The sequence below is a fragment of the Planotetraspora sp. GP83 genome (assembly GCF_041262585.1).
GTDB lineage: Bacteria > Actinomycetota > Actinomycetes > Streptosporangiales > Streptosporangiaceae > JAOEGB01.
The window spans coordinates 1-20,660 of the sequence record NZ_JBGCBZ010000031.1 but is presented as its reverse complement, the minus strand read 5'-3'; the positions used below and the strand labels follow the sequence as shown (position 1 = coordinate 20,660).

Genomic DNA, 20,660 nt, shown 5'->3' with positions numbered 1-20,660 from the left:
AAGAGGGTGCGCTGGTCACGCGGGATGCGCGGGAGCCCGTGCATGGTCACGGGCAAGGGGCGAATCGGTCGCGGATCTCGCGGCGGAGGAGCTTGCCGGGGCCGCCGGAGGCGTCCTGGAAGTGGGGCAACTCCTCGGTGACGACGATGTGGTCCGGGCGCTGCCACTCGGGCAGCGACTCCGCCAGGGCCAGGGCGAGCTTGGCGGGGTCGACCGAATGTCCCGAACGGGGGACGACGGCGAGGATGATCCGCTGCTCCACCGCGTTCTCGCCTTCGACGTGCGCCGGTACGCCCACGGCGCCCGCCTCGGCCACGTCCTCGACGGTGGTCGCGGCCTCCTCGATGACCGACGGCTGCGTCCATTGGCCGCCTTTGAGGATCGAGTCCTCGCGGCGGCCGAGAACGTTCAGCACGCCGTCTTCGGAGAGCGTGCCGAGGTCGCCGCCGACGTACCAGTCGCCGCGCAGCACCTCGGCCGTCTTGTCCGGCAGCTTGTCGTAGCCGGTCATCCGGTGGGGTCCCGCGAGGTTGATCTCACCTACCTGGCCGACGACCCGGTTGCCCGACGGGCCGGTGATCCGTACGGCACAGCCGGTCCGGGCCCGGCCCGACGAGCCGAGCGGGGTCGAGCCGTCGTCCACCCGGCCGACGCAGGTGTAGGGGGCCTCCGTCTGCCCGTAGTAGGAGTACACCCCCGCGTCGGGTAAGCGCTCCTTGATGCGGCCGAGCAGGGAGCCCGTCAGCGGCTCGCCGCCCAGCATGATCACGCGGAGGGACGACAGGTCGGCGGATGCGTGGTCGTCGGAGGCGAGCAGGGCGGCGTAGAACGACGGGATCTGCGAGACGTGCGAGACCCGCTCGCGCGGCACCACGCGGAGGAAGTTCGCCGGGCCCCAGTCCTGCTCCAGGACCAGGCGCATTCCCGCGTAGAGCGCCGGGCCGACGATCGCGGGGAAGCCGATGCCCCAGATGATGGCCCCGGTGCCGAAGACCGAGCCGCTCGAGCGCGGCACGTCCAGCCAGATCTGGGCGGTGGCCAGCGACGACGCGTGCGTGTGGATCACCGCCTTGGGCAGGCCCGTCGTGCCCGAGGTGTAGTAGAGCGCGAGCGGGTCGTCGCCCGCGCCGCCCACCGGAGGCTCGGCGTCGCTCGACTCGGATTCGCTGAGATCGGCCACCTCGATCCAGGTCGTCACGCCCGGAAGGCCGGGCCTGATCTGCCCGACGACCCGCTCCACCGTGGCGTCGTAGAGGAAGGTGTCCGCTTCCGAGTGCTCCACGACCGCGCGCAGCGTCTCGACCGGCCAGTAGGGGTTGAGCGCGGCGGTCACCGCGCCCAGCTTCGCCTGCGCGAGGTAGACCTCGGCCACCTTCAGCGTCTCGTTCAGCAGCGCGGCGACCCGCTGCCCCGGCCGGACGCCCGCCGCGGCCAGCGCGTTCGCCCGCCTGTTGACCAGCCGGTTGAGCACGTCGTAGGTGAAGCTCCGCTCGCCGCAGTAGGTCAGAGCGACCTTGTCCGGGGTCCGCAGCGCGTTCGCGGTCAGGACGGCGTACGCGTAGTTGCCATAGGGCGACACGGGGCTTGGCGACGCAGAGCTGGACGACGCAGAGCTGGACGACACAGAGCTGGACGACACAGGGCTGGACGGCAGGGGGCTGGTCGACACGGGGGCCTCCCGGCTAGAGGGACGAGTAGAGGATGAAGACGTTCCCCGATGGGTCGCGCAGCACGGCCCGGACCTCGTGCGGCCCCGCCTCCGGCTCGCGCACCACGACCGCCCCCGTCTCGGTCAGGTCCTGTACGGCTGCCGCCACGTCGGCGACCTTGTACGACGGGGCGGTCGTCGTGCCGGACACCTGCTCCTCGGGGCCGACCAGCGCGACGGTGACGCCTCCGCCGTCGAGGGCCGCGAAGCGGTCGCCGTCCCGGAACTTCACGGGCAGCCCCAGGCCGTCCGAGTAGAACGCGACCGCCTTGTCCAGGTCGTCCACGGGGATCAACACGTTGCCGACCTTCTGGATCTGGGTCATCAGATACCTCCGAGGAAACCCCCGCCTTTTAGGCGGGTAGGAATCGGACCCCTGCGGAGCAGGGCAGGGGCAGGCGATTCGCCGCCAGGCGGACCGCCGTCTACGACAACAGGGCAGTTCTTAACTGATCCTGCGGCAAAATGTGAGGCATGGCGCGGCTCGTGAAGCGGGCCTACAAGTACCGCTTCTATCCGACCCCCGAGCAGGCGGAAGAGCTTGCCCGGACGTTCGGCTGCGTCCGCTTGGTCTACAACAGCCATTTCCGATGCGGCCTGGCGGGACCTGCGCTCGATGCTGGAGTACGAAGCGGCCTGGTATGGCCGGGAGTTGATCGTGATCGACCGCTGGTTCCCCTCCTCCAAGCTGTGCTCGGCCTGCGGAACGCTGCAAGGCACGATGCCGTTGAACGTCCGGCAGTGGGTGTGTGCCTGCGGGGTGGTCCACGACCGGGACGTCAACGCGGCCAAGAACATCCTCGCCGCCGGGCTGGCGGAGAGGTAAAACGCCTGTGGAGCTGGTGTAAGACCTCAAAGAGAGTCCTCTCTGGCGGGCAACCGGCAGTGAAGCAGGAAGGCCAACCGGCGACGGTTGGAATCCCCTCCCTTCAGGGAGGGAAGGAAGTCAAGCGGGCCTCCACTTGGGCAGCGAGCTGTGTTCATCCCAGCTCACCCGGACGGGCATGCCGATGTGTATTCCGTCGTGCGGACACCCGACGATCTCGCCGAACGCCCTGGCCCCCTCCGCCAGGTCGATCCAGGCCACGGCGTACGGCTCGCGCTCCGGAGTGACGAAGCTGCGATGGACGACCGTGAACGTGTGGACCACACCCTCCCCGGAGACGGGCTCCCAGGTCAGCTCGGCACAGCCGCAGTAGGGGCACTGGAGCGCGGGGAGATGGACGCGGCGCGCGCATGCCGTACATGCCTGGATGACCAGCTCGCGGCGGCGGCAGGCATCCCAGTAGGGCGCGGTGAGAGGATCCGAGGCCATCGCTCGCCAAGCTAGCGCACGCTTGGTGTGCTAACAAGGCCCCGCCCCGGGCCTGCCTGTATTCCGTGGTCAGGCGGCCGCGCGGTTGGGTGTGCCGTCTGAGTTTCCGTTCGATCCAGTGTCGGAGCCGCCGTCTGAGCCGCTCGACGGGTCGCCGGACGGCTCGTCGCTCGGCTCGGGGCACGGCGGGCCGTCGACGGTGAAGGTGGCGGAGTCGCTCGCGCCACCCGGTGAGGCGGTGACGGTGACGGTGCTGACGTCGGTGAAGCCGCACTTCGGCCGTCTGAACTGCACGGTGAACGTCTTGGAGTAGGCGTTCTCCCCCTCCACCGTCGCCTTGTCGTCGTCCTCGAACGACACCGTGTGCTCGGCGTAGGTGAGCTTCTGCGTGAAGGCGACGGCCAGGGTGACGGGGGCGGTCGTGCCGGCTTTGACGTTCACCACGGCCGTCGTGCCGTTCCACGAGCCGATCGCGACGGTCGGGGGCGGGCACTTCGGCCCGGTCACGCGGGTCTCCCTACTCTGCGTGCCGTTCGCCGCGGCCGGGTCGGTGGTGATCCGCACGCCGAACACGGCGACCTTCTCGCAGTCCACCGGTCCGAGGTCGCCCGCGACGCCGAAGGAGTAGGCCGTCTTGCCGGACAGCGTCCGGGAGTCGGTGTCCACGGTCTTGCCATCCCGGCTGAACTCGGTGGACACCTTCACCTTGCCGGGGCCGCCGGTCTTCACGGCGACGGCGGCCGTGCCGCCGTCCCAGCCGGTGATCGACAGGCTTTCGACGGTGGGCGGCGGGCAGGGGGCGCCCTTCACCTTCACGACCTTGCTACGGGTGCCGCCCGCAGCCTTGGGCACGGTCGCCGCCTCCACGCGGCGGTAGACGGTCGTGTCGCACTTCGGGGTGGCGAAGCCGTGCTGGACGCCGGGGTCGTACGAGGTGGCGCCCTCCAGCGGGATGGTCTGCGGACTGGCCGCGAGCAACTCGTCAGGCGCCGGTCCCTCCGAGAACCGCACCGCGAGCGTCACCTTGCCCGTGGTCGTGGTCTTCACGTGGATCGTCGCCGACTGGCCGTCGAAGCCGCTGATGCCGAGGCTCGTCACCGCCGCGGGCTTCGGCGTGACCGGCGGTGTGACGGGAGGCGTGGCAGGAGGCGTGACGGGAGGCGTCGGACGCGGCGAACCCAGGGGAGCGATGGCGGGCACGGTTGTGGGGCCCGTCGTGGGTCCCGCCGTGCCGCCCAGGCTCGGGCTCCCCGTCGGCGACGGGTCCGTGGTGTCAGCGGTCACGATCGTGGTGGGCTCGGTGACCGGTGGCTGCACATGCTGCGTCTTCGGGGTCGTCTTCGGGGTCGTCATCGGGGTCGTCATCGGGGTCGGGGTGAGCAGCGTGTCCTCGGCCATCGGGGTCTGCCGGTTCGCCGCGACGAGCGCCGCGATGACCACGGCGGACAGCACGGCGGCGCCGATGGCGAACCGGGGGGCGAAGTGCGCGAGCCGGTTGGACAGCACGGTCCTGGCCAGCGAGGTGCTGACCTCGACCGGTTCGGCGGGCTTGGCCAGGGGGAACGTCAGAGCGAGCAGGGTGGCGAGCTCCGCGATGTGGCGTCGCCCGCGCTGCTCCCAGTCGGGGCCGTAGGCCGCCACCGCCGCGGACTCCAGGTCGCCGACGAACGCCCTGGCGGTGGGCGGCCGGTCCGCCGGGTTCTTGGCCAGCCCCCTCGCCACCAGCCCCCGCACCGAGCTCGGCACGTCGTTCACCGGGATCGGCGCCGTCTGGTGCTGGTGCCGCAGCCCGGCGACATGATCGGCTCGGTACGGCCTGCGCCCGGTGAGGCATTCGAAGAACACGCAGGTCGCGGCGTAGACGTCGGTGGCCGGGCTCGCCGGGCTGGCGTCCCACTGTTCGGGCGCCATGTAGGGCGGGGTGCCCGCCGGCATTCCGGGACCGCCGCTGGGCGTCGCGATCCCGAAGTCCGACAGCTTGCTGGTGCCGTCGGCCTGGATCAGCACGTTCTCCGGCTTGTAGTCCCGGTGGACGATCCCGGAGGCGTGCGCGAGCGAGAGGCCGGTGAGCGAGCCCTTGAGCACGACCAGCGCCGCCTCGGGGCTGGTCGTCCCGTGCTCGGCCAGGATCCTGCGGAGCGAGACGCCGTCGACCAGCTCCATGACGATGGCCGCGCCGTCGCGGGTCTCGACGTACTCGTAGAGCCGCACGATGTTGGGGTCGTTGAGCTCGACCATGACGCGGGCCTCGTGGCGGAAGCCCGCCAGGAACCGGGGGTCACGCCGTAACTCGTCACGGAGGTACTTGATCGCGACGTAGGCCCCGGTCGTCGAGTAGGTCGCGAGCACGACCCTGCCTGCGCCGCCCGTGCCGAGCTCGCGCACTTCCCGGTATCCCGGAACCGACCAGGCGTTCATGACGCCGCCCCCTCGGATAGCCCTGAACCAAGGTCTCACCCGAAAGGCCCGTTGTCACCGGAGCATAATGTCACCTAAAGGTTGTAATCCGGCCAAGCGCTTGCTAGGTATATGGCATGGGTCGCAGCGCCGTACTGGTCATGGAGATGCAGCGAGGAGTCATCGGCGATCTCGCGAAATTTCCGGATCTGGTGGCGGCATGCGAGCGGCACCACGTCGTGGACAACGCCCGGGTGGTGCTCTCCGCGGCCCGTACGGCCGGCATCCCGGTGATCCACTGCACCGCGGCCTTCCGGTCCGACCGGATGGGCTCGCACACGACCAACAGCCCCTTCCTCGCGGTGCTCCTCAAGGACCCGGGACACATGCTGGAGGGCACGGGAGCCGTGGAGGTCCTGCCGTCGCTGCGCGATCCCGGCGACCTCGAATCGCGCCGCTACCACGGCTTCTCGCCCTTCACCGGGACCTCGCTCGACATGACGCTGCGCTCGCTCGGCGTCACGACCGTCGTCGCCGTCGGCGTCTCGCTCAACCTCGGCATCCCGGGCCTCGCCCTTGAGGCGGTCAACCTGGGCTACCGGGTCGTGGTGGTCACGGACGCCGTCGCCGGGATCCCGGAGGAGTACGCCCAGGCCGTCCTCAGGAACACCGTGAGCCTGCTCGCCTCTCGCGTGACCGCCGCGGAGCTGCTGTCCACCTGGTGACGGCTGGCCAAGCAAGTGCTAGTTCGGATAACGTCCTGGCATGATGGACGACTTGCGGCTGGACGGCAGACTCGCCGTCGTCACCGGAGGAGCGGGTGCGATCGGGGCCGCGATCTGCGCGGACCTGGCGGCCCTCGGTGCCCGCGTCATCGTGGCGGACCTCGACCACGCCGGAGCCGTCACGGTCGCCCGCCGGTTGTCCCGTGCCGGAGCCGAGGTCGTGCCGATGCTCCTCGACCTCGCGGACCCGGCGTCGGTCGAGGACTTCTGCTCGGCGGCCGGCCCGGTGGACATCGTGGTCCACAACGCCGGAGTGTCGATCGTCGAGCCGTTCCTGTCCGGCGATCCGGCCGGCTGGGAGCTCATGTGGCAGGTGAACCTGAGGGGGCCGATGCTGCTGACCAGGTCGCTGCTCGCGGGTATGTGCGCGCGGTCGTGGGGGCGGCTGATATTCGTCTCCTCCGACGGCGCGCGGGCGGGTTCCGGCGGGGAGGCCGCCTACGCGGCCACCAAAGCGGGCCTCTTCGGGCTGGCGAAGACGCTGGCTCGTGAGGCGGCGCGGCACGACGTGACCTCGAACGTCGTCTGCCCCGGACCCACGGACACGCCCATGCTCCGCAAGATCGGCGACGCGGAGCCAGGTCTCGTGGACAAGCTCGCCAAGGGGATTCCCCTGCGGCGGCTCGGCACCCCGAAGGACGTGGCGGGCCTGGTGGCCTACCTCTGCACCGAGCGCGCGGCCTACGTCACCGGGCAGACCCTGTCCGTCAGCGGCGGGATCACGATGCAGTGAACGGCCTCGGACCGGGCCCTGAGCAGCGCCTCGCCACCCTGCGATGGTCAGCGCAGGGAGTCGTAGACCGCCTTGGCGAGATCGCGGGCGCGGGTGCCGCCGCTCACCGCGTTCGCCATCTTGTTCATCGTGTAGGCCATGCCGATGCCGTGCTCGACGTCGCCCAGGCCGAGAGATCCGCCGAGGCCGGTGTGCCCGAACGCCGATCCGGCTCCGGCGGGCGGCGCGGGGAAGGTGTGCGAGGCACGCATGTAGCCGAGGCCGAACGAGCTCTCGATGTACAGCACCCGGTCGGGCCCGTCGACCCGCCGCCTCAGGGCGTCGTCGAGGGTGTCCCCGCTGAGGATCTCGCCCGCCACCAGGTCGCGGTAGAAGCCCGCCAGGCCGCGGGCGGTCGTGACGACCCCCAGGGCGGGCCATCCGGCGCGCAGCATGACGGGATTGTTGGCCCCGCCGCGCAGCCGGTGGATCGGCGGGTTGCCGAATGCCCGGTTCATCAGGCTGTTCCCGTCCATCGCCGCGGCCGCAGTCGCCTCCTGAGGGTCGCCGCCACCCCCCGCCCCGGCAGCCGCGCCGGCGCCGGCGGGAGCCGTACGTTCTCCCGCGGAGAGACGGGCGGCGCGGGCGGCCACGTCGGGAGGTGCGCCGAGCCACAGCTCCAGCCCGCGCGGCCCGGCGATCTCGGCGGCCACCACGTCACCCGCCGATTTGCCGGTGACCCGGTGGATGATCTCGCCGACCAGGAACCCGTAGGTGAGGGCGTGGTAGCCATGGGCGGTGCCGGGCTCCCACAGCGGGGCCTGCCGCGCGAGGCGGGCGGCGATGGCGGCCAGGTCCTCGAACTCCTCCACCGGCACCTCCTCCTCCAGCGCGGGCAGCCCGGCCTGGTGGCTCAGCACGTGCTCGACGGTCACCCCCGCCTTGCCGTTCGCGGCGAACTCCGGCCAGAGCCCGCCGACGGGAGCCCGGAGGTCGACCTGGCCGCGCTCGGCGTGCAGCAGCAGGGCGGTGGCCGCGACGGCCTTGGTGCAGGAGTAGGCGAGGACGGGCGTGTGGCGCTCCCAAGGCCTGCCGGTGGTCCGGTCGGCCACGCCGCCCCACAGGTCCACCACCGGCTCGCCCCGCAGGAACACCGCGAACGCCGCTCCCAGCTCCTGGCCGGTGGCGAAGTGCCGCTCGAAGACCTCGCGTACCCGCCGGAACCGGGGATCGCAGTGCCCGCCGATCATCATGGACCATCCTCGAAAGAAAGTGAGCACTTGCTTGGTGTCCGAGCCTAACAACTGGGGCCGCTTCGGCCCAGACGATCAGCGTGGGACGCTGAACCTGCTCACCGGTGAGACCGTGCTCCGCGCCCTGGGCGCGGCCACGACCGGCCAGGTGGTCAGCCTCTCCATGCCCATCAGGGGAGCCACCTCCTCGGCCGCTCCGAGCGGCGTGCCCCATCTGCGCGGGCGGCCGCTTCCGCAGCACTTCATGTCGGTTGACGGCGGTGACTACGCGGCGGGCGCGCGAGCCGTCGGGCCGGGCCTGCGGATGGCCGACGACGCGCTGATCGTCACCCACCACGGCACGACCACCCACATGGACGCGCTGTGCCACATGTGGTCGGGGGAGGAGCTCTACAACGGCCACCCGGCCGCCCGTGTCCGGTCGTACGGCGCGACGCGGTGCGGGATCGAGACCGTGGGCGGCGTGGTGGCGCGCGGCGTGCTCTTCGACCTGCCCCGCCACCTGGGTCTGGATCATCTCCCGGTGGACTTCCGGGCCGACGGCGAGCTGCTGGAGGAGATCGCACCGGACGTACGGCCGGGCGACGTGGCGGTCATCCGGACCGGCTGGCCGCTGACCTGGGAACGGTCGCGGGAGGAGTACTGGTCCGGGCAGCCGGGGCTGTCCGCCGACGGGGGCCGCTGGCTCGCCGCGCGAGACGTCGCCGTGGTGGCGAGCGACAACGCGGCCATCGGCGGCCTCAACTCCGGGCAGCTCGCCGACGAAGGGCTCGCGGACGACCTGCACATGATCCTGCTCTGGCGTCACGGCGTCCATCTGGCCGAGATGCTCTGGCTTGAGGAGCTGGCGGACGTCATCCGCGCCGGTGCGGCCGGCCGTACGGAATTCGTGTTCGTCGCGGCCCCGCTCAAGATCGAAGGAGGCACCGGCAGCCCCATCAACCCCCTCGCTATCCTCTGACCCCCGTGATCACGCGTGATCATGCACAGGTTCCCGGAGACCCCGGCCGAGCTGGCTCGACACCGGTCCGTGACACGGCACGAATTCCCGGACATCTCGCGCCACCAGCGCGAACGTGTGGCGTGATCACGCGCCGGGGTAGGCGCCTCCGCCGTAGGCCGCGTCCAGGGCGTCGTAGTCGGGGGTGAAGCCCTTCTTGGGGATGGACGCGGCGAACTCCACGTGCCGGGGTCTCTTGTAGGAGGCGATCTGGCCGCGGACGTGCTCGACGAGGTCATCGGCCGTCGCCTCGGCTCCCTCGCGGAGGACGACGACCGCCTTAACCGTCTGCCTCCACCGCTCGTCGGGCACGCCGATGACCGCCGCGTCGGCCACGGCCGGATGCGACTTCAGAGCCCGTTCGACCTCGGCGGGGTAGATGTTCTCGTTCCCGGACTTGATCATGCGGAGCCTCGGGCCGATGAAGGTGAGCGTGCCGTCGGGCTCCCGGCGGCCAAGGTCGCCGGTGTGGTGCCAGCCGCCCCGCGTTTTGGCCTCGTTGAGCTCCGGTCTGTTGAAATATCCGGAGAAGATGGACTTGCCGCGGGCGCAGATCTCCCCGACCTCGCCCGGGGCCACCTCGGAGCCGTCCGGATCGAGCAGACGCACCTGCACCAGCGGCGACGGCCGCCCGGCGAAGCCCGCGGCCGCCGGAGCCAGCCCGAGGAAGGTCAGCATGCCGCCGACCTCGGTCTGGCCGTACCCGCCCATCTTGGACCGGCACCATGGCGAGTCGTCCACCGTGGTCATCTCGTCCCACTCCGGGGAGTGCGAGATGAACCGCAGCGACGTGAGGTCGTATTCGCCGCCCGCGTTGGCGGCGACCACGCTGTCGATCATCTGACCGAACAGGAACGCCTGCGTGCACTTCTCGGCGTCGATGAGGCGGCAGACCTCCTCGGGGTCGAAGGCCGGGATGAAGACGTTCTTGCCCCCGGCCAGCAGCGTCGCCAGCGTAAACATCATCGTGCCGACGTGGAAGAGCGGCCCGTTGTTGAGGAAGGCGAAATCCGGCTCCATCTGCCGGACGTGCAGCAGCGACGCGCTGTGCGCGATCAGCGCGGCGTCGCTCAGCAGAGCCGCGCCGGGCCGGCCGTCGAAGGCCGCCGTGTAGAGCGCCAGCACGGGCAGCGTGTCGTCCGCCCGCTCATCCGCCCGCTCATCCATCCGCTCATCCGCCGCCGGGAGAGGAGATTCGTCCCGGCTGAGGAGTGAGCTGAGGAGTGACTCGTACTCGTCGCCCGACTGGATCCACGAGGCCGCGCCCTCGGGGGTGATGCCCGGCTCGTACACCACCAGGGAAGGGGCCAGGTCGTCGAGGACGAAGCGGAGCTCGTCGGCCGACTGCCGCCAGTTGGCCGGGCAGAAGATCGCCCCCAGGCGCGAGCAGGCGAGGAGCAGTTCGAGCACCCGGTGGGAGTTCCGCCCCAGCCACAGCACGCGGTCGCCGCGCCCCACGCCCGCCGAAGCGAGCCCGTTCGCCAGGCGGGTGACCCGGGCGTCCAGCTCGGGATAGGTCAGCCGTACGCCACCGTCGACGGCGGCCGTGGCCTGCGGCCGGCTGCGCGCGTGGTCGGCCAGCACGTCGGAGAGGGTGAGCCGGTGGACGATGCTGCTCATGACACGCCTCCTCGGCAGGGGGGTTGTGGCGGGGGCGGTGGGTTCAGAACGCGGGCATGACCTCTGCGGCGAAGAACCGCATGACGCTCTCCATGTCCTCCAGCGGGACGGGGCGGGTGCTGCCGAAGTCGCAGAGCAGGTCGGTGAAGCCCGCGTCCCGCAGCAGCCGGATCTGCCCGATCACCCGCTCCGGGTCGCCGATGATCTCCAGTTGCTCCCACCGGAAGTCGGTGCTCACCGAGCCGCCCTTGAGGTAGCGGTCCTGGTAGTACTCGAACCCCTGGGCGGCCTTGCCGGTCTTGGGGTCGATCGGCGCGCTCTTCTCGTTGAAGATCCGCGACCGGTCGAACATCGCCTCGAATCTGGCCTGGTCCTCGCGGGCGCGCTCCAGCGTGGGCGCGACGTAGACGCTGCGCGCCACCACCAGGTCGGCGTCGCCGGTGTGCCCCGACCGCGCGGCGGTGGTGCGCCAGGTCTCGGCCGCCTGGACGACCTTGCGGAACGTGGCCGCCGGGTCGGCCAGGATCGGCAGCCCGCGCTCCGCGTACATGGTCACGGTCTCGGGCGAGACGGCCGCCACATGGATCGGCGGGTGCGGACGCTGCAGCGGCGCCGGGACGAGCGACACCTCGGTGCCGGTCCGGTAGAACTTGCCGTCGTGCTGGAAGGTCTCGCCGGTCCAGAGGCCGAGGATCACCTCAAGGGACTCGTTGAACCTGTCCCGGGCCTCGGCGAGGTCGATGCCGAACCCCTCGAACTCGAAGCTCTGGTAGCCGCGTCCGATGCCGAGATCGAGGCGGCCACCGGAGAGCACGTCGACCTGGGCCGCCTCCTCGGCGACGTGGATCGGGTTGTGCAGCGGCAGCACCACGATGCCGGTTCCCAGGCGGATGCGGGAGGTGCGGGCCGCGGCGTGGGCCAGCATCGTGAACAGGTTGGGCGCCACGCCGTAGTCGCGGAAGTGGTGCTCGGCCAGCCGTACGCCGTGGAAGCCGAGCTCCTCGGCCAGCTCGATCAGCCGCAGGTGGTAGTCGTAGACGTCCCTGAAGCTCTGGCCGTCGAACCGGTGGAACAGGTGGAAGGTCGAGAACTTCATGCGCCGATACCCCTGAGGCCGTCGTCTCCCAGCGCGGAGGCCGCACTGAGCGCGCTTGACCAAGCGCTCGCTTGGTGAGCGTATACCGATACGCGCCCGGAGGGCTACCGCTACGCCACCGCCGGACGAGTGACCGAGCAAGCGCTTGCCTAACCAAGGGGCTGAGGTTAGCGTGGCGTCCGGGCACCAGAGCGCCGCCCGCCGGGATGGATCGCGCCCCGCCCCGGCGGGCGGCACAGTCCCGGGGCGAGGAGGCGTGCATGATCACGACTGGCCGATGCGCAGGTCGTCAAGGAGAACCGGGAACCCGCTCATGATCACGGCTCGGGAATGCGCAGGCCGCCGGGGAGCGGCGGGACCCTGTGCATGATCACGCCGAAGGGGGGGTGCGGGGGAGGGCCGCCGTCGCCGGGGTCGGAATGACGGCGCTCACCCGCGAGTCGGGGCGCGGTGAGCTGGATCTCGCGATGGAGGCCTGCCGCGCCGCGATGGCCGACGCGGCGGTGGAGCCCGGTGAGATCGACGCCGTCCTCAGCTATCACCTGAACGACTCCGTCCCGGCCATCCAGGTCGCCCGGGCGCTGCGCATCGAGCCGATCGGCTGGCACAACGACATCGCGGGCGGCGGCACCCAGGCGGCGTCCATCCTCGGAGACGCCGCCATGCTCATCGCCGCTGGAGTCGCCCGGACCGTCCTCATATATCGCGCCTTGAACGGACGATCCGGCAAGCGGATGAACACGGTCCAGGCCGGGCCGCAGGAGAGCTTCACGATCCCGTACGGCGTCGCCGGCCCGATCCCGCTGTTCGCGCTGGCGGCCCAGCGCTACCTGCACGACACGGGCCTGTCGGAGGAGCATCTGCACGCCGTCGTCGCGCAGTCGCGGGACAACGCCGCGGCCAACCCCCGCGCCCTGCGCCGCGACCCGCTGCCGCTCGCCGACTACCTGGCCAGGCCGTACGTCTGCACCCCCCTCCGGACCGCCGACTGCTGCCAGGAGACCGACGGCGCCTGCGCGCTGGTGGTCCGCGACGTACGGCTGGCACCGCAGGAGCCGCGGATTCACACCGTCGTCCGGGGCGGCGGCGAGGGCTGCTCGACCATGGACCGTTCCCATGACGTCACGAGGATCTTCTCCGGTCACATCGCCGGACGGCTGTGGGGGTTCTCCGGCCTGTCGCCACGAGACGTGGACGCGGCGTTCCTCTACGACGCGTACTCATGGCTGGTGCCCCGGCAGTTGGCGGACTTCGGGCTGGTGGACCGCGCTGACCTCGGCGGATTCCTGCTCGGCCGGGGTCACGGGCCCACGGGCGAGGTGCCGGTCAACCCCCACGGCGGGCTCCTTTCCGAGGGCTACGTCCACGGTCTCAACAACGTGGCGGAGGCCGTCCGCGCGTTGCGATTGGGTCACGGCTTGGATCACGGCGTCGCGCTCGTCACCGGCTTCGGCGGCAGCTACGGCAGCGCGGCGCTCCTCGTGACGTCGTGATATGCCCGGTGGATGCGCCCGCAGAGGCAATAGTCACTGTTGGGGCCTATGGGCTACGCTCCGTCTACCTTTCAGAACGAACGCGCGGAGAAAGACCCATGGGCAGGCACAGGCGCGGGAAGATGCAGGGCATCGAGACCGTGGGGGATCTCATCGACGCTCTGGAGCGTTTCGATCCAGACCTCGAAGTGCGGTTCGCCGTGCAGCCGCGGATGCCCATGAGCTATACCGTCGGCCCGCTCGCCGAGTTCGACGACATCCTGTGGATCGGCGAGGCGAAGTCCGACGGCTACGTCCCCGACGACGCCGCCACCCGCCTCGGCTGGCGTTAGGCCGTCCGCTACATCCAGTACGTGGCGGCGACCAGCTCGGCCACCAGTGTCTCGGTGAGCAGGGCGACGTCCGGGTCGTCGTCGTGCCGGTAACGTACCGAGCCCGCCTGGCCGTCCAGGTCGCCTCCCACTGTGACGACGGTCGAGCCCCGCTGGCGGATCCAGTCCATCGCCTGGTCGTCGTAGCGGGAGCCGGGGAACAGCAGAGCCCTGTAGTCATACGTCTTCGTGAGATACACGTCCACGTGGGCCCAGTCGCCCGTCTCGCAGGCGTCCGCCTGGCGGCGCGGCCCCTCCCGGAACATCAGCGCGGACTGCTCGGCCGACGACAGCCGCTCGGCGGGTGCGATCGTGTAGACGCCGTACGGACCGTCGAGTAGTGTCGCCGTCTCCTCCAGCCAGTCGCCCCGCCGGTCGAGCAGGTCGGCGGTGGCCTCGGCGGCCCGCCGTACGAGTCCTGAGATCTCGTCCCCCGCGCGGGCCTGCGCGGTGAAGGCGAGCAGGAGGGCCAGCGTGTGCTGGAACGTCCGGCAGGCCACGCTGCCCCGCTCCTCGCCCGCGACCATGGGCACCACCAGGCCGGCGCCCTCGGTGATCGCCGAACCCGGCTTGTTGGTCATCGCGACGACGAAGGACGTTCCCGCGTGGCGGGACACCGCGTCGAGCGTCTCGCGGCTGCCGCCGGACGCCGAGATGGCGACCGCCAGCGTCCGTGGGCTCGGGGGAGTGCCCATCGACGCGGAGGCGTATTCGGCGACCGCGTCGATCCCCGCCGCCCGGAGACGCTGGGCCGCCACGCCCGCCGCGTACCGCGAGCTGCCCATCCCGAGGAACACCACCCGGTCGTACTCCGGCAGCCCCTCGAACGGGTCTTCCCTGTCCAGGTAGTCCGCCAGCGCGCCCAGCGCCTCCGGCTTGGCCTCCAGATCGGCCAGATAAAGCTCAGCGTCCACCACACCCACCCCTCACCGTTGTTGTCATCATGCGAACCACGAACGCAGCACTCCCATGGGGGCGTAGCGCCAGCGCGGCAGGTGACGAGCCGCGTAAATGAGCTCGCGGCATTCCTGCTCGACCTCGAACGGCCGCAGCAGCGACCGGTCGAGCAGTTCCTCCCGGCCCGCCTCGGCCAGCGCGTCCGCATAGGCCGTCTCCACGCCCGCGCGCGCCGCCGCCACCCAGGCGACCATGGCGGCCGGGTTCACGGACCTGCGCTTGATCGCCACCTGGCCGACGTGCTCCACGCTCGTCGTGAGCTGGGCCAGGTCACGCGCCGCGGGCTGGAACGCCTCGGCGTCCGTCACGGTCGGGTTGCCGTCGAAGTCCACCACGGCGTACCCCTCGCGCCACCGGAGGATCTGGCCCACGTGCAGGTCGCCATGGATCCGGATGAGCGGGCTCGTCCCGGCGGACGCCAGCGGGGCGAGCTCCCACCGCAGGTGATCGGCGTGCAGGCGCAGCCATTCCGCGTCGTTCAGCCATTCCTGGCCGTCCGGCCGGTCCGGGTCATTCGGCCGGTCCGCGTCGTGGAGCGTCAGCGCCTCCCGCAGCGCCTCCTCCGCCCGTGTCGCGAAGTCGGGCCGTGTCGCGGAGTCGGGCCGGGGAGGCAGCCGCACCGGATCGGGGAAGATCTCCGACGGCGTGGCCATGGCGACGTGCAGCTCGGCGGCCAGGCGGCCGATCTCGGCGGCGAAAGCCGTACGCCCGGCGACGGCCTCGTCCACGCACCACTCCCAGCCGTCCTGCGCGCCGGGCAGGTACGCGGTGACCAGGGCGACCAGCGCGTCCTCCCAGAAGATCGCGGCGTACGGCGTGGCCGTGCGCGGGAATCCGGCCAGATGGGCGAGCAGCCCGGGGGCGGGATGCGGCGCCCGCGACGGCCGGGGAAACCACTTGACCACCACGGTCTCGCCCGCGATCACCGAGTGGTTCGTCTGGTCGACGGCGATCGCCCGCTCACCGGGTGGTACGGCCGGCAGGGGAGCCAGCGCGCGGACCGAGAAGGGCGGCGGGACCCCCCGGCCATCGTGGGCCTCCGCCGGAGACGCGCCCTGAGCCAGCGCACGGATGACGGACTCGGTCACGCCCTCCCTCGCCTCCAGTTCCAGCGAGCCGTCGGGCCGCTCGGACACGGCCGGCCATGGCGAGGGTTCCACGCACTCTCCCCTACTGTTCCTGAATCATAATTCAAATCGAAACACAAACGTAAAGCTCACGATGCTGGACAAAGTCTTGTCTACGTTGAGCAGTCCTGCAACACTGACGGCCATCCTCATCGCAAGGGAGCCCCCATGCCGCGTCACGTGCCCGTCGCTCTGGCCTCCGCCGGCCTGGCGTTCGCCCTCGCCGCCTGTGGCGGCGCATCGACAACGGACTCCGGAGGGCAGGCCGCACCCGACGCGCTCAACGCCAAGGCGGACCTCTCCAAGCAGAGCCTCACGATCTCCATCTGGGACGGTTACAGCCCCAAGGACCTGCCGCAGCAGGTCAAGGCGAAGCTCGGCTTCGACACCAAGGTCGCCATCCACGACACCAACGAGACCGTGATGGCGAAGCTGACGGCCGGTGGCGACAGCGGCATCGACGTGGCCTTCGTGTCGGGGCAGTACGCGCAGGCCCTCAACGCCCAGGGCCTGCTGGAGCCGCTCCACACCGAGCTGATCCCGAACCTGAAGAACCTCTACCCCGAGGCGACCCAGCTCGCCTACGACAAGGGCAACAAGTTCTCGGTTCCGTACACCTGGGGCACCACGGGGCTGTGCTACCGCAGTGACCTGGTGAAGACGCCGCCGACGAGCTGGAACGACCTGCTGAACCCGTCCGCCGACCTCAAGAAGAAGATCACCATGATGACCACCGAGCGGTGGCTGGCGCTCCCGGCGCTCAAGCTGCTCGGCGCCTCGGTCAACACCACCGACCAGGCCACGCTCGACAAGGCCAAGGCGGCCCTGCTGAAGGTCAAGCCCGACCTCCTGGCATACGACGACACGACCTTCGGCGACCGGCTCAAGTCGGGTGAGGCCGTGATGGTCGAGGCCTGGGACGGCTGGTGCCCCACGGACCAGAAGAACATCAAGTTCGTGGTGCCGAAGGAGGGCAGCGACCTCTGGACGGACACGATGGTGATCCTCAAGAGCTCGAAGAACAAGGAGGCGGCGCACGCCTTCATCAACTACGTCCTCGACCCGTCCGTTCACGGCTGGGTGCCCGCGAACATCCTCTACAAGGTCCCGAACAAGGCCGCGATGGACGCCGTCGACCCGGCCCTGCTCAAGGACCACCCCGAGCTGGCGCTGCCCCCGGCCGACCTGCTCAAGGGTGAGGGCCTGATCGACCTCGGCGAGGCGTCCACCGCGTACACGCGCCTGTCCACCGAGGTCGCGGCGGCCCAATGACGTCTCCGCCGGTGGTCAGGAAGGCAGTCGCCCGGGTCGTCACGCTGGGGCCCGGGTTCGGCTTCCTGACCGTCTTCCTGCTCGTGCCGCTGGCGCTGGTGCTGAGCTACACCGTGTTCCGCCGCGGCCGGTTCGGCGGGATCGTCTACCAGCCGACGGGAGAGAACTTCACGCGCCTGGCCGACCCGCTCTACCTCGACGTGGTGGCCGGGTCGGTCAAGCTCGCGGCGCTCACGACGGCGCTCGCGCTGCTGCTCGGCTACCCCACGGCGTACATGATCGCCAGGCTGCCCGGACGGTGGAAGGTCATCGCCCTGGTGGCCGTCGTGCTGCCGTTCTGGACGAACTTCCTGATCCGGACGTACGCCTGGATCGTGCTGCTCAACTCCGAGGGGCTGGTCAACTCGGGGCTGAAGGCGGTCGGGCTCGACCCCGTCGAGCTGCTCTACACCGACGGAGCCATCGTCGCCGGGCTGCTCTACGCGTACCTGCCGCTGATGATCCTTCCCCTCTACTCGGCGATCGAGCGCCTCGACCCCCAGCTCAGGGAGGCCTCGGCGAACCTGGGCGCGCGGCCGGCCCGCACGTTCTGGTCGGTCACGCTGCCGCTCTCGCTGCCCGGCGTGCTGACGGGCTGCGTGTTCGTGTTCGTGCCGAGCCTGGGCAACTTCGTCATCCCCGAGCTGCTGGGCGGCGGCCGCCGGATCATGGTGGGCAACCTCATCCGCGACCAGTTCCTCAAGGCGAGGGACTGGCCGTTCGGGTCGGTGCTCGCGCTCGCCGTGATCGCCGTGCTCGTGCTGCTGCTGTTCGCCCAGGCCTGGGCCAGCCGGAGGGTGGGCCGCGATGCGTCGTAAGGGCACGTCCGGGAACGGCTGGCTGCGGCTGCCGTTCTGGCTCACCTACCTTTTCCTGTACGCGCCGATCGTCGTGCTCGTCGTCATGTCGTTCAACCGGAACAAGACGCCGTACTCGTGGGGCGGCTTCTCCCTCGACTGGTACGGCAAGCTCGCCGGGAACGCCGACATCCGCACGGGCCTGGTGAACACGCTGATCGTCGCCTTCGGCTCCACCGCGCTGTCCACGATTCTCGGCACGCTCCTCGCGATCGGCCTGGCGCGTCACACGCGGTCGAAGCTGCTGGACGCGCTGGCCACGCTGCCCGCGATCCTGCCCGACCTGGTCCTGGCGATCGGCCTGCTGGTGTTCTACTCCGCGATCAAGATGACGCTGGGGCTGCACTCGGTGCTGATCGCGCACACGGTGTTCGGCATGGCCTTCGTGGCGGCGGTCGTCCGGGCGCGGCTGACTCACGTGGACACGTCGCTGGAGGAGGCCTCCCGGGACCTCGGCGCGACGCCGTTCGCCACGTTCATCCAGGTGACGCTGCCGACGCTCGCTCCGGGCATCGTCGCCGGGGCGCTGCTCGCCTTCACGCTCTCGCTCGACGAGTTCGTGATCGCGTTCTTCACGGCGGCCCCATCCCAGCCGACCCTGCCCATCGTCATCTACTCGATGGTGCGGTTCGGCGTCACTCCCGAGATCAACGCGCTGGCGACGCTGCTGCTCGCGGTGAGCTTCACCGTCGTGATCGCCGCCCAGCGCCTGACCAAGCTGACCGAGGCGCTGTGAATCACATGACGGGGACCACCACCACGACCAGTCTGATCTCCATCGACGGCGTCAGCCGCCGGTTCGGCGATGTCACCGCGCTCGACTCGGTCAGCCTGGACATCCGGCAGGGCGAGTTCTTCGCGTTGCTCGGGCCCTCCGGCTGCGGCAAGACGACCCTGCTGCGGATCCTCGCCGGGTTCGAGGAGCCGGACACCGGCTCGGTGCGGCTCGACGGCGCCGACCTGCTGGCCGTCCCGGCCCACCGCCGCCCGGTCAACCTGATGTTCCAGTCGTACGCGCTGTTCCCGCACATGAGCGTCGAGAAGAACGTGGCCTACGGCCTGGAGCGGGAGAAGCTGCCCCGCGAGGAGATCAGGAAGCGGGTCTCCGAGGTGCTGGAGACCGTGGGCCTGGGCGCCCACGCCCGCCGGAGGCCGCATCAGCTTTCGGGCGGGCAGCGCCAGCGGGTCGCGCTCGCACGGGCGATCGTGAAGCGCCCCCGGCTGCTGCTGCTCGACGAGCCGCTGTCCGCGCTGGACAAGAAGGTCCGGGCCGAGATGCAGCTCGAACTGAAGCGGCTCCAGAACGAGGTCGGCATCACCTTCGTCGTGGTCACCCACGACCAGGAGGAGGCCATGTCGCTCGCCGATCGCATCGCCGTCATGCAGGGCGGCCGGGTCGAGCAACTGGACGCCCCCGTCGCCCTCTACGACCGGCCGCGCACGCCGTTCGTGGCCGACTTCATCGGGGCCAACAACCTGTTCCCCGGCACCGTGACCGCCAAGGGCCTGGAGGTCGGCGGCCTCGGCGTCCTGCCCGCGCCCGCCACAGGCCTCGCCGGGGATTTCCAGGTGGGCGCGCGGGCGCTGCTCGCCGTCCGTCCCGAGCGGGTACGGCTCGGCGCGGGCGAGCTGAGGGGGACGGTCGTGGACGTCAGCTTCTACGGCGGCACGTCGCATGTGGCGCTGAGCGTGCCCGGCCACGAGGGGCACGTCCTCGTGGCCACCCAGGGGCCGGCGAGGGTCGAGACCGGTACGGAGGTCCAGCTCGGCTGGGACGCCGCCGACGCCAGCCTCATCCCGGTCAGCGAGCGCGGCGACCGTTCGGTTTGACCGGGCTAGCGGCCTTGAGGGGGTTCCCCGTGGCGAGGCGGGCGTAGTCGAGGATGAGCTCGACCGCCCGCTCCGCGTCGATCGAGTGATGGCGGGCCATGATGCGGTAGCCGTACGCGTCCTCGAGGGCGACGAGGTTGCGGCCGATCGTCTCGGAGTCCTGCGCGAGGGTGAAGATGCCGTGGGCCGCTCCGGTCTCCAGGATCGTCTGGAACATCGACACCTGCCGGTCGAACAGCGTCGTCAGCAGCGTGCCGTACACCCGGTTGCGCCCGGCCGCGCCGCCCAGCTCGCACAGCAGCCGGACGCCCGCGTCGTCGGGGCCCTCGGGGAGGCCCGAACGGATCGTCGTGATGAGCTTCTGCGCCGGGTCGGCGATGCCGCTGATCTTCTTGACCCGCTGCTCGTAGAAGCGCTCCATCCCGGCGTGGTGCGCCTCGATCAGCAGATCGCGCAGGTCGGGGTAGTGGTACAGCACCGCGCCCGACGTCAGGCCGGCCTCTTCCGCGATCTGGTTCAGATGGACGCCTTCGGCGCCGTGCTGGATCATCGCCCTCCGGGCCGCGTCGATCAGGTCGACCCGCCGGTCCGCCTTGCTCTTGCGCTGAGTCATTGCACCCCGCTTCATCTGCACGCGACACCATACTCTCGCAGGTCTTGACGGGTAAGCCAGATACGTATTTGAATCTCGATTCAACAAGAACCAGGGAGCCCCCAGATGACAGACAAGCAGCTGACGATCCTGTTCATGCCGGAGAGTGCCTACGGCCCGACGAACAACTGCATCGGGATCGGGGACGTCCTGCGGCGTCGCGGTCACCGGGTGGT

At 70.5% G+C, this 20,660-nt stretch carries 19 protein-coding genes and 2 pseudogenes; 11 read left to right on the top strand and 10 right to left on the bottom strand.

Features of this window, described 5'->3' with window-relative positions; translation table 11 throughout:
• Positions 1-46: 46 nt before the first annotated feature.
• Together ABH927_RS30815 and ABH927_RS30810 are read right to left on the bottom strand one after the other, a co-directional pair.
• Entirely contained in the window at positions 47-1,579 is a 1,533-nt protein-coding gene (locus tag ABH927_RS30815; RefSeq protein WP_370027375.1) for a class I adenylate-forming enzyme family protein, read from the bottom strand.
• Between the two features lie 103 nt (positions 1,580-1,682).
• Positions 1,683-2,033 carry a VOC family protein gene (locus ABH927_RS30810; RefSeq protein ID WP_370027374.1) on the bottom strand — a complete coding sequence of 117 codons (351 nt, stop codon included), beginning with the start codon at positions 2,031-2,033 and terminating at the stop codon, positions 1,683-1,685.
• 149 nt (positions 2,034-2,182) lie between these two features.
• Between ABH927_RS30810 and ABH927_RS30805 the strand changes: the two are divergent.
• Positions 2,183-2,275: pseudogene (locus ABH927_RS30805) on the top strand (helix-turn-helix domain-containing protein); the annotation flags it as partial.
• A gap of 13 nt (positions 2,276-2,288) precedes the next feature.
• Positions 2,289-2,620: pseudogene (locus ABH927_RS30800) on the top strand (RNA-guided endonuclease InsQ/TnpB family protein); the annotation flags it as partial.
• Between the two features lie 34 nt (positions 2,621-2,654).
• On the opposite strand, the gene ABH927_RS30795 reads toward ABH927_RS30800, so the two are convergent.
• A complete protein-coding gene (locus tag ABH927_RS30795) occupies positions 2,655-3,023 on the bottom strand; it encodes a Zn-ribbon domain-containing OB-fold protein (protein ID WP_370027372.1) in 369 nt (122 codons plus the stop codon).
• 69 nt (positions 3,024-3,092) lie between these two features.
• Positions 3,093-5,441 carry a serine/threonine-protein kinase gene (locus ABH927_RS30790; protein WP_370027370.1) on the bottom strand — a complete coding sequence of 783 codons (2,349 nt, stop codon included), beginning with the start codon at positions 5,439-5,441 and terminating at the stop codon, positions 3,093-3,095.
• Positions 5,442-5,557: 116 nt separating this feature from the next.
• Between ABH927_RS30790 and ABH927_RS30785 the strand changes: the two genes are divergently transcribed.
• Both ABH927_RS30785 and ABH927_RS30780 read left to right on the top strand, forming a co-directional pair.
• Positions 5,558-6,145, top strand: coding sequence for an isochorismatase family protein (locus ABH927_RS30785; protein ID WP_370027368.1), 588 nt, complete (start codon positions 5,558-5,560; stop codon positions 6,143-6,145).
• A gap of 43 nt (positions 6,146-6,188) precedes the next feature.
• Positions 6,189-6,938, top strand: coding sequence for an SDR family NAD(P)-dependent oxidoreductase (locus ABH927_RS30780; RefSeq protein WP_370027463.1), 750 nt, complete (start codon positions 6,189-6,191; stop codon positions 6,936-6,938).
• A 47-nt stretch (positions 6,939-6,985) separates the two neighbouring features.
• On the opposite strand, the gene ABH927_RS30775 is transcribed toward ABH927_RS30780, so the two are convergent.
• A complete protein-coding gene (locus ABH927_RS30775) occupies positions 6,986-8,170 on the bottom strand; it encodes a serine hydrolase domain-containing protein (RefSeq protein WP_370027367.1) in 1,185 nt (394 codons plus the stop codon).
• 31 nt (positions 8,171-8,201) lie between these two features.
• Here ABH927_RS30775 and ABH927_RS30770 point away from each other — a divergent pair, with 31 nt between their 5' ends.
• Entirely contained in the window at positions 8,202-9,131 is a 930-nt protein-coding gene (locus ABH927_RS30770; RefSeq protein ID WP_370027365.1) for a cyclase family protein, read from the top strand.
• Positions 9,132-9,257: 126 nt separating this feature from the next.
• Here ABH927_RS30770 and ABH927_RS30765 read toward each other — a convergent pair whose 3' ends face one another.
• Together ABH927_RS30765 and ABH927_RS30760 are read right to left on the bottom strand one after the other, a co-directional pair.
• Positions 9,258-10,790, bottom strand: a complete 1,533-nt coding sequence (locus ABH927_RS30765) for an AMP-binding protein (protein WP_370027364.1) — start codon at positions 10,788-10,790, stop codon at positions 9,258-9,260.
• Positions 10,791-10,833: 43 nt separating this feature from the next.
• Positions 10,834-11,886 carry an LLM class flavin-dependent oxidoreductase gene (locus ABH927_RS30760; protein ID WP_370027362.1) on the bottom strand — a complete coding sequence of 351 codons (1,053 nt, stop codon included), beginning with the start codon at positions 11,884-11,886 and terminating at the stop codon, positions 10,834-10,836.
• Between the two features lie 419 nt (positions 11,887-12,305).
• Here ABH927_RS30760 and ABH927_RS30755 point away from each other — a divergent pair, with 419 nt between their 5' ends.
• Complete coding sequence (locus tag ABH927_RS30755; RefSeq protein ID WP_370027462.1) at positions 12,306-13,379, top strand: thiolase C-terminal domain-containing protein; 1,074 nt, start codon at positions 12,306-12,308, stop codon at positions 13,377-13,379.
• Between the two features lie 98 nt (positions 13,380-13,477).
• Complete coding sequence (locus tag ABH927_RS30750; protein ID WP_370027361.1) at positions 13,478-13,711, top strand: hypothetical protein; 234 nt, start codon at positions 13,478-13,480, stop codon at positions 13,709-13,711.
• Between the two features lie 8 nt (positions 13,712-13,719).
• Here the strand turns inward: ABH927_RS30750 and ABH927_RS30745 are convergent, their stop codons facing one another.
• Both ABH927_RS30745 and ABH927_RS30740 read right to left on the bottom strand, forming a co-directional pair.
• Positions 13,720-14,664, bottom strand: a complete 945-nt coding sequence (locus ABH927_RS30745; protein WP_370027359.1) for an SIS domain-containing protein — start codon at positions 14,662-14,664, stop codon at positions 13,720-13,722.
• 27 nt (positions 14,665-14,691) lie between these two features.
• A complete protein-coding gene (locus ABH927_RS30740; RefSeq protein ID WP_370027357.1) occupies positions 14,692-15,867 on the bottom strand; it encodes a hypothetical protein in 1,176 nt (391 codons plus the stop codon).
• Positions 15,868-16,002: 135 nt separating this feature from the next.
• On the opposite strand from ABH927_RS30740, the gene ABH927_RS30735 reads away from it, so the two are divergent.
• The 4 genes from ABH927_RS30735 to ABH927_RS30720 are packed head-to-tail and all read left to right on the top strand — an operon-like array spanning position 16,003 to position 19,832.
• The gene (locus ABH927_RS30735) at positions 16,003-17,106 is read left to right on the top strand and encodes a spermidine/putrescine ABC transporter substrate-binding protein (RefSeq protein ID WP_370027355.1); all 1,104 of its coding nucleotides are present in this window, start codon (positions 16,003-16,005) and stop codon (positions 17,104-17,106) included.
• On the top strand, positions 17,103-17,963 hold the full coding sequence (locus ABH927_RS30730) for an ABC transporter permease (protein WP_370027353.1): 861 nt from the start codon (positions 17,103-17,105) through the stop codon (positions 17,961-17,963). Before ABH927_RS30735 ends, ABH927_RS30730 begins: the two co-directional genes overlap by 4 nt.
• The gene (locus tag ABH927_RS30725) at positions 17,953-18,738 is read left to right on the top strand and encodes an ABC transporter permease (protein WP_370027351.1); all 786 of its coding nucleotides are present in this window, start codon (positions 17,953-17,955) and stop codon (positions 18,736-18,738) included. Before ABH927_RS30730 ends, ABH927_RS30725 begins: the two co-directional genes overlap by 11 nt.
• A 5-nt stretch (positions 18,739-18,743) precedes the next feature.
• Positions 18,744-19,832: an ABC transporter ATP-binding protein gene (locus tag ABH927_RS30720; RefSeq protein ID WP_370027349.1), complete on the top strand. Its 1,089-nt coding sequence runs from the start codon at positions 18,744-18,746 to the stop codon at positions 19,830-19,832.
• Here ABH927_RS30720 and ABH927_RS30715 read toward each other — a convergent pair.
• Positions 19,804-20,445 (bottom strand): TetR/AcrR family transcriptional regulator, encoded by a 642-nt coding sequence (locus tag ABH927_RS30715; protein WP_370027347.1) that lies wholly within the window; start codon positions 20,443-20,445, stop codon positions 19,804-19,806. The two genes, ABH927_RS30720 and ABH927_RS30715, sit on opposite strands and share 29 nt — an antisense overlap.
• Positions 20,446-20,660: the final 215 nt, after the last annotated feature.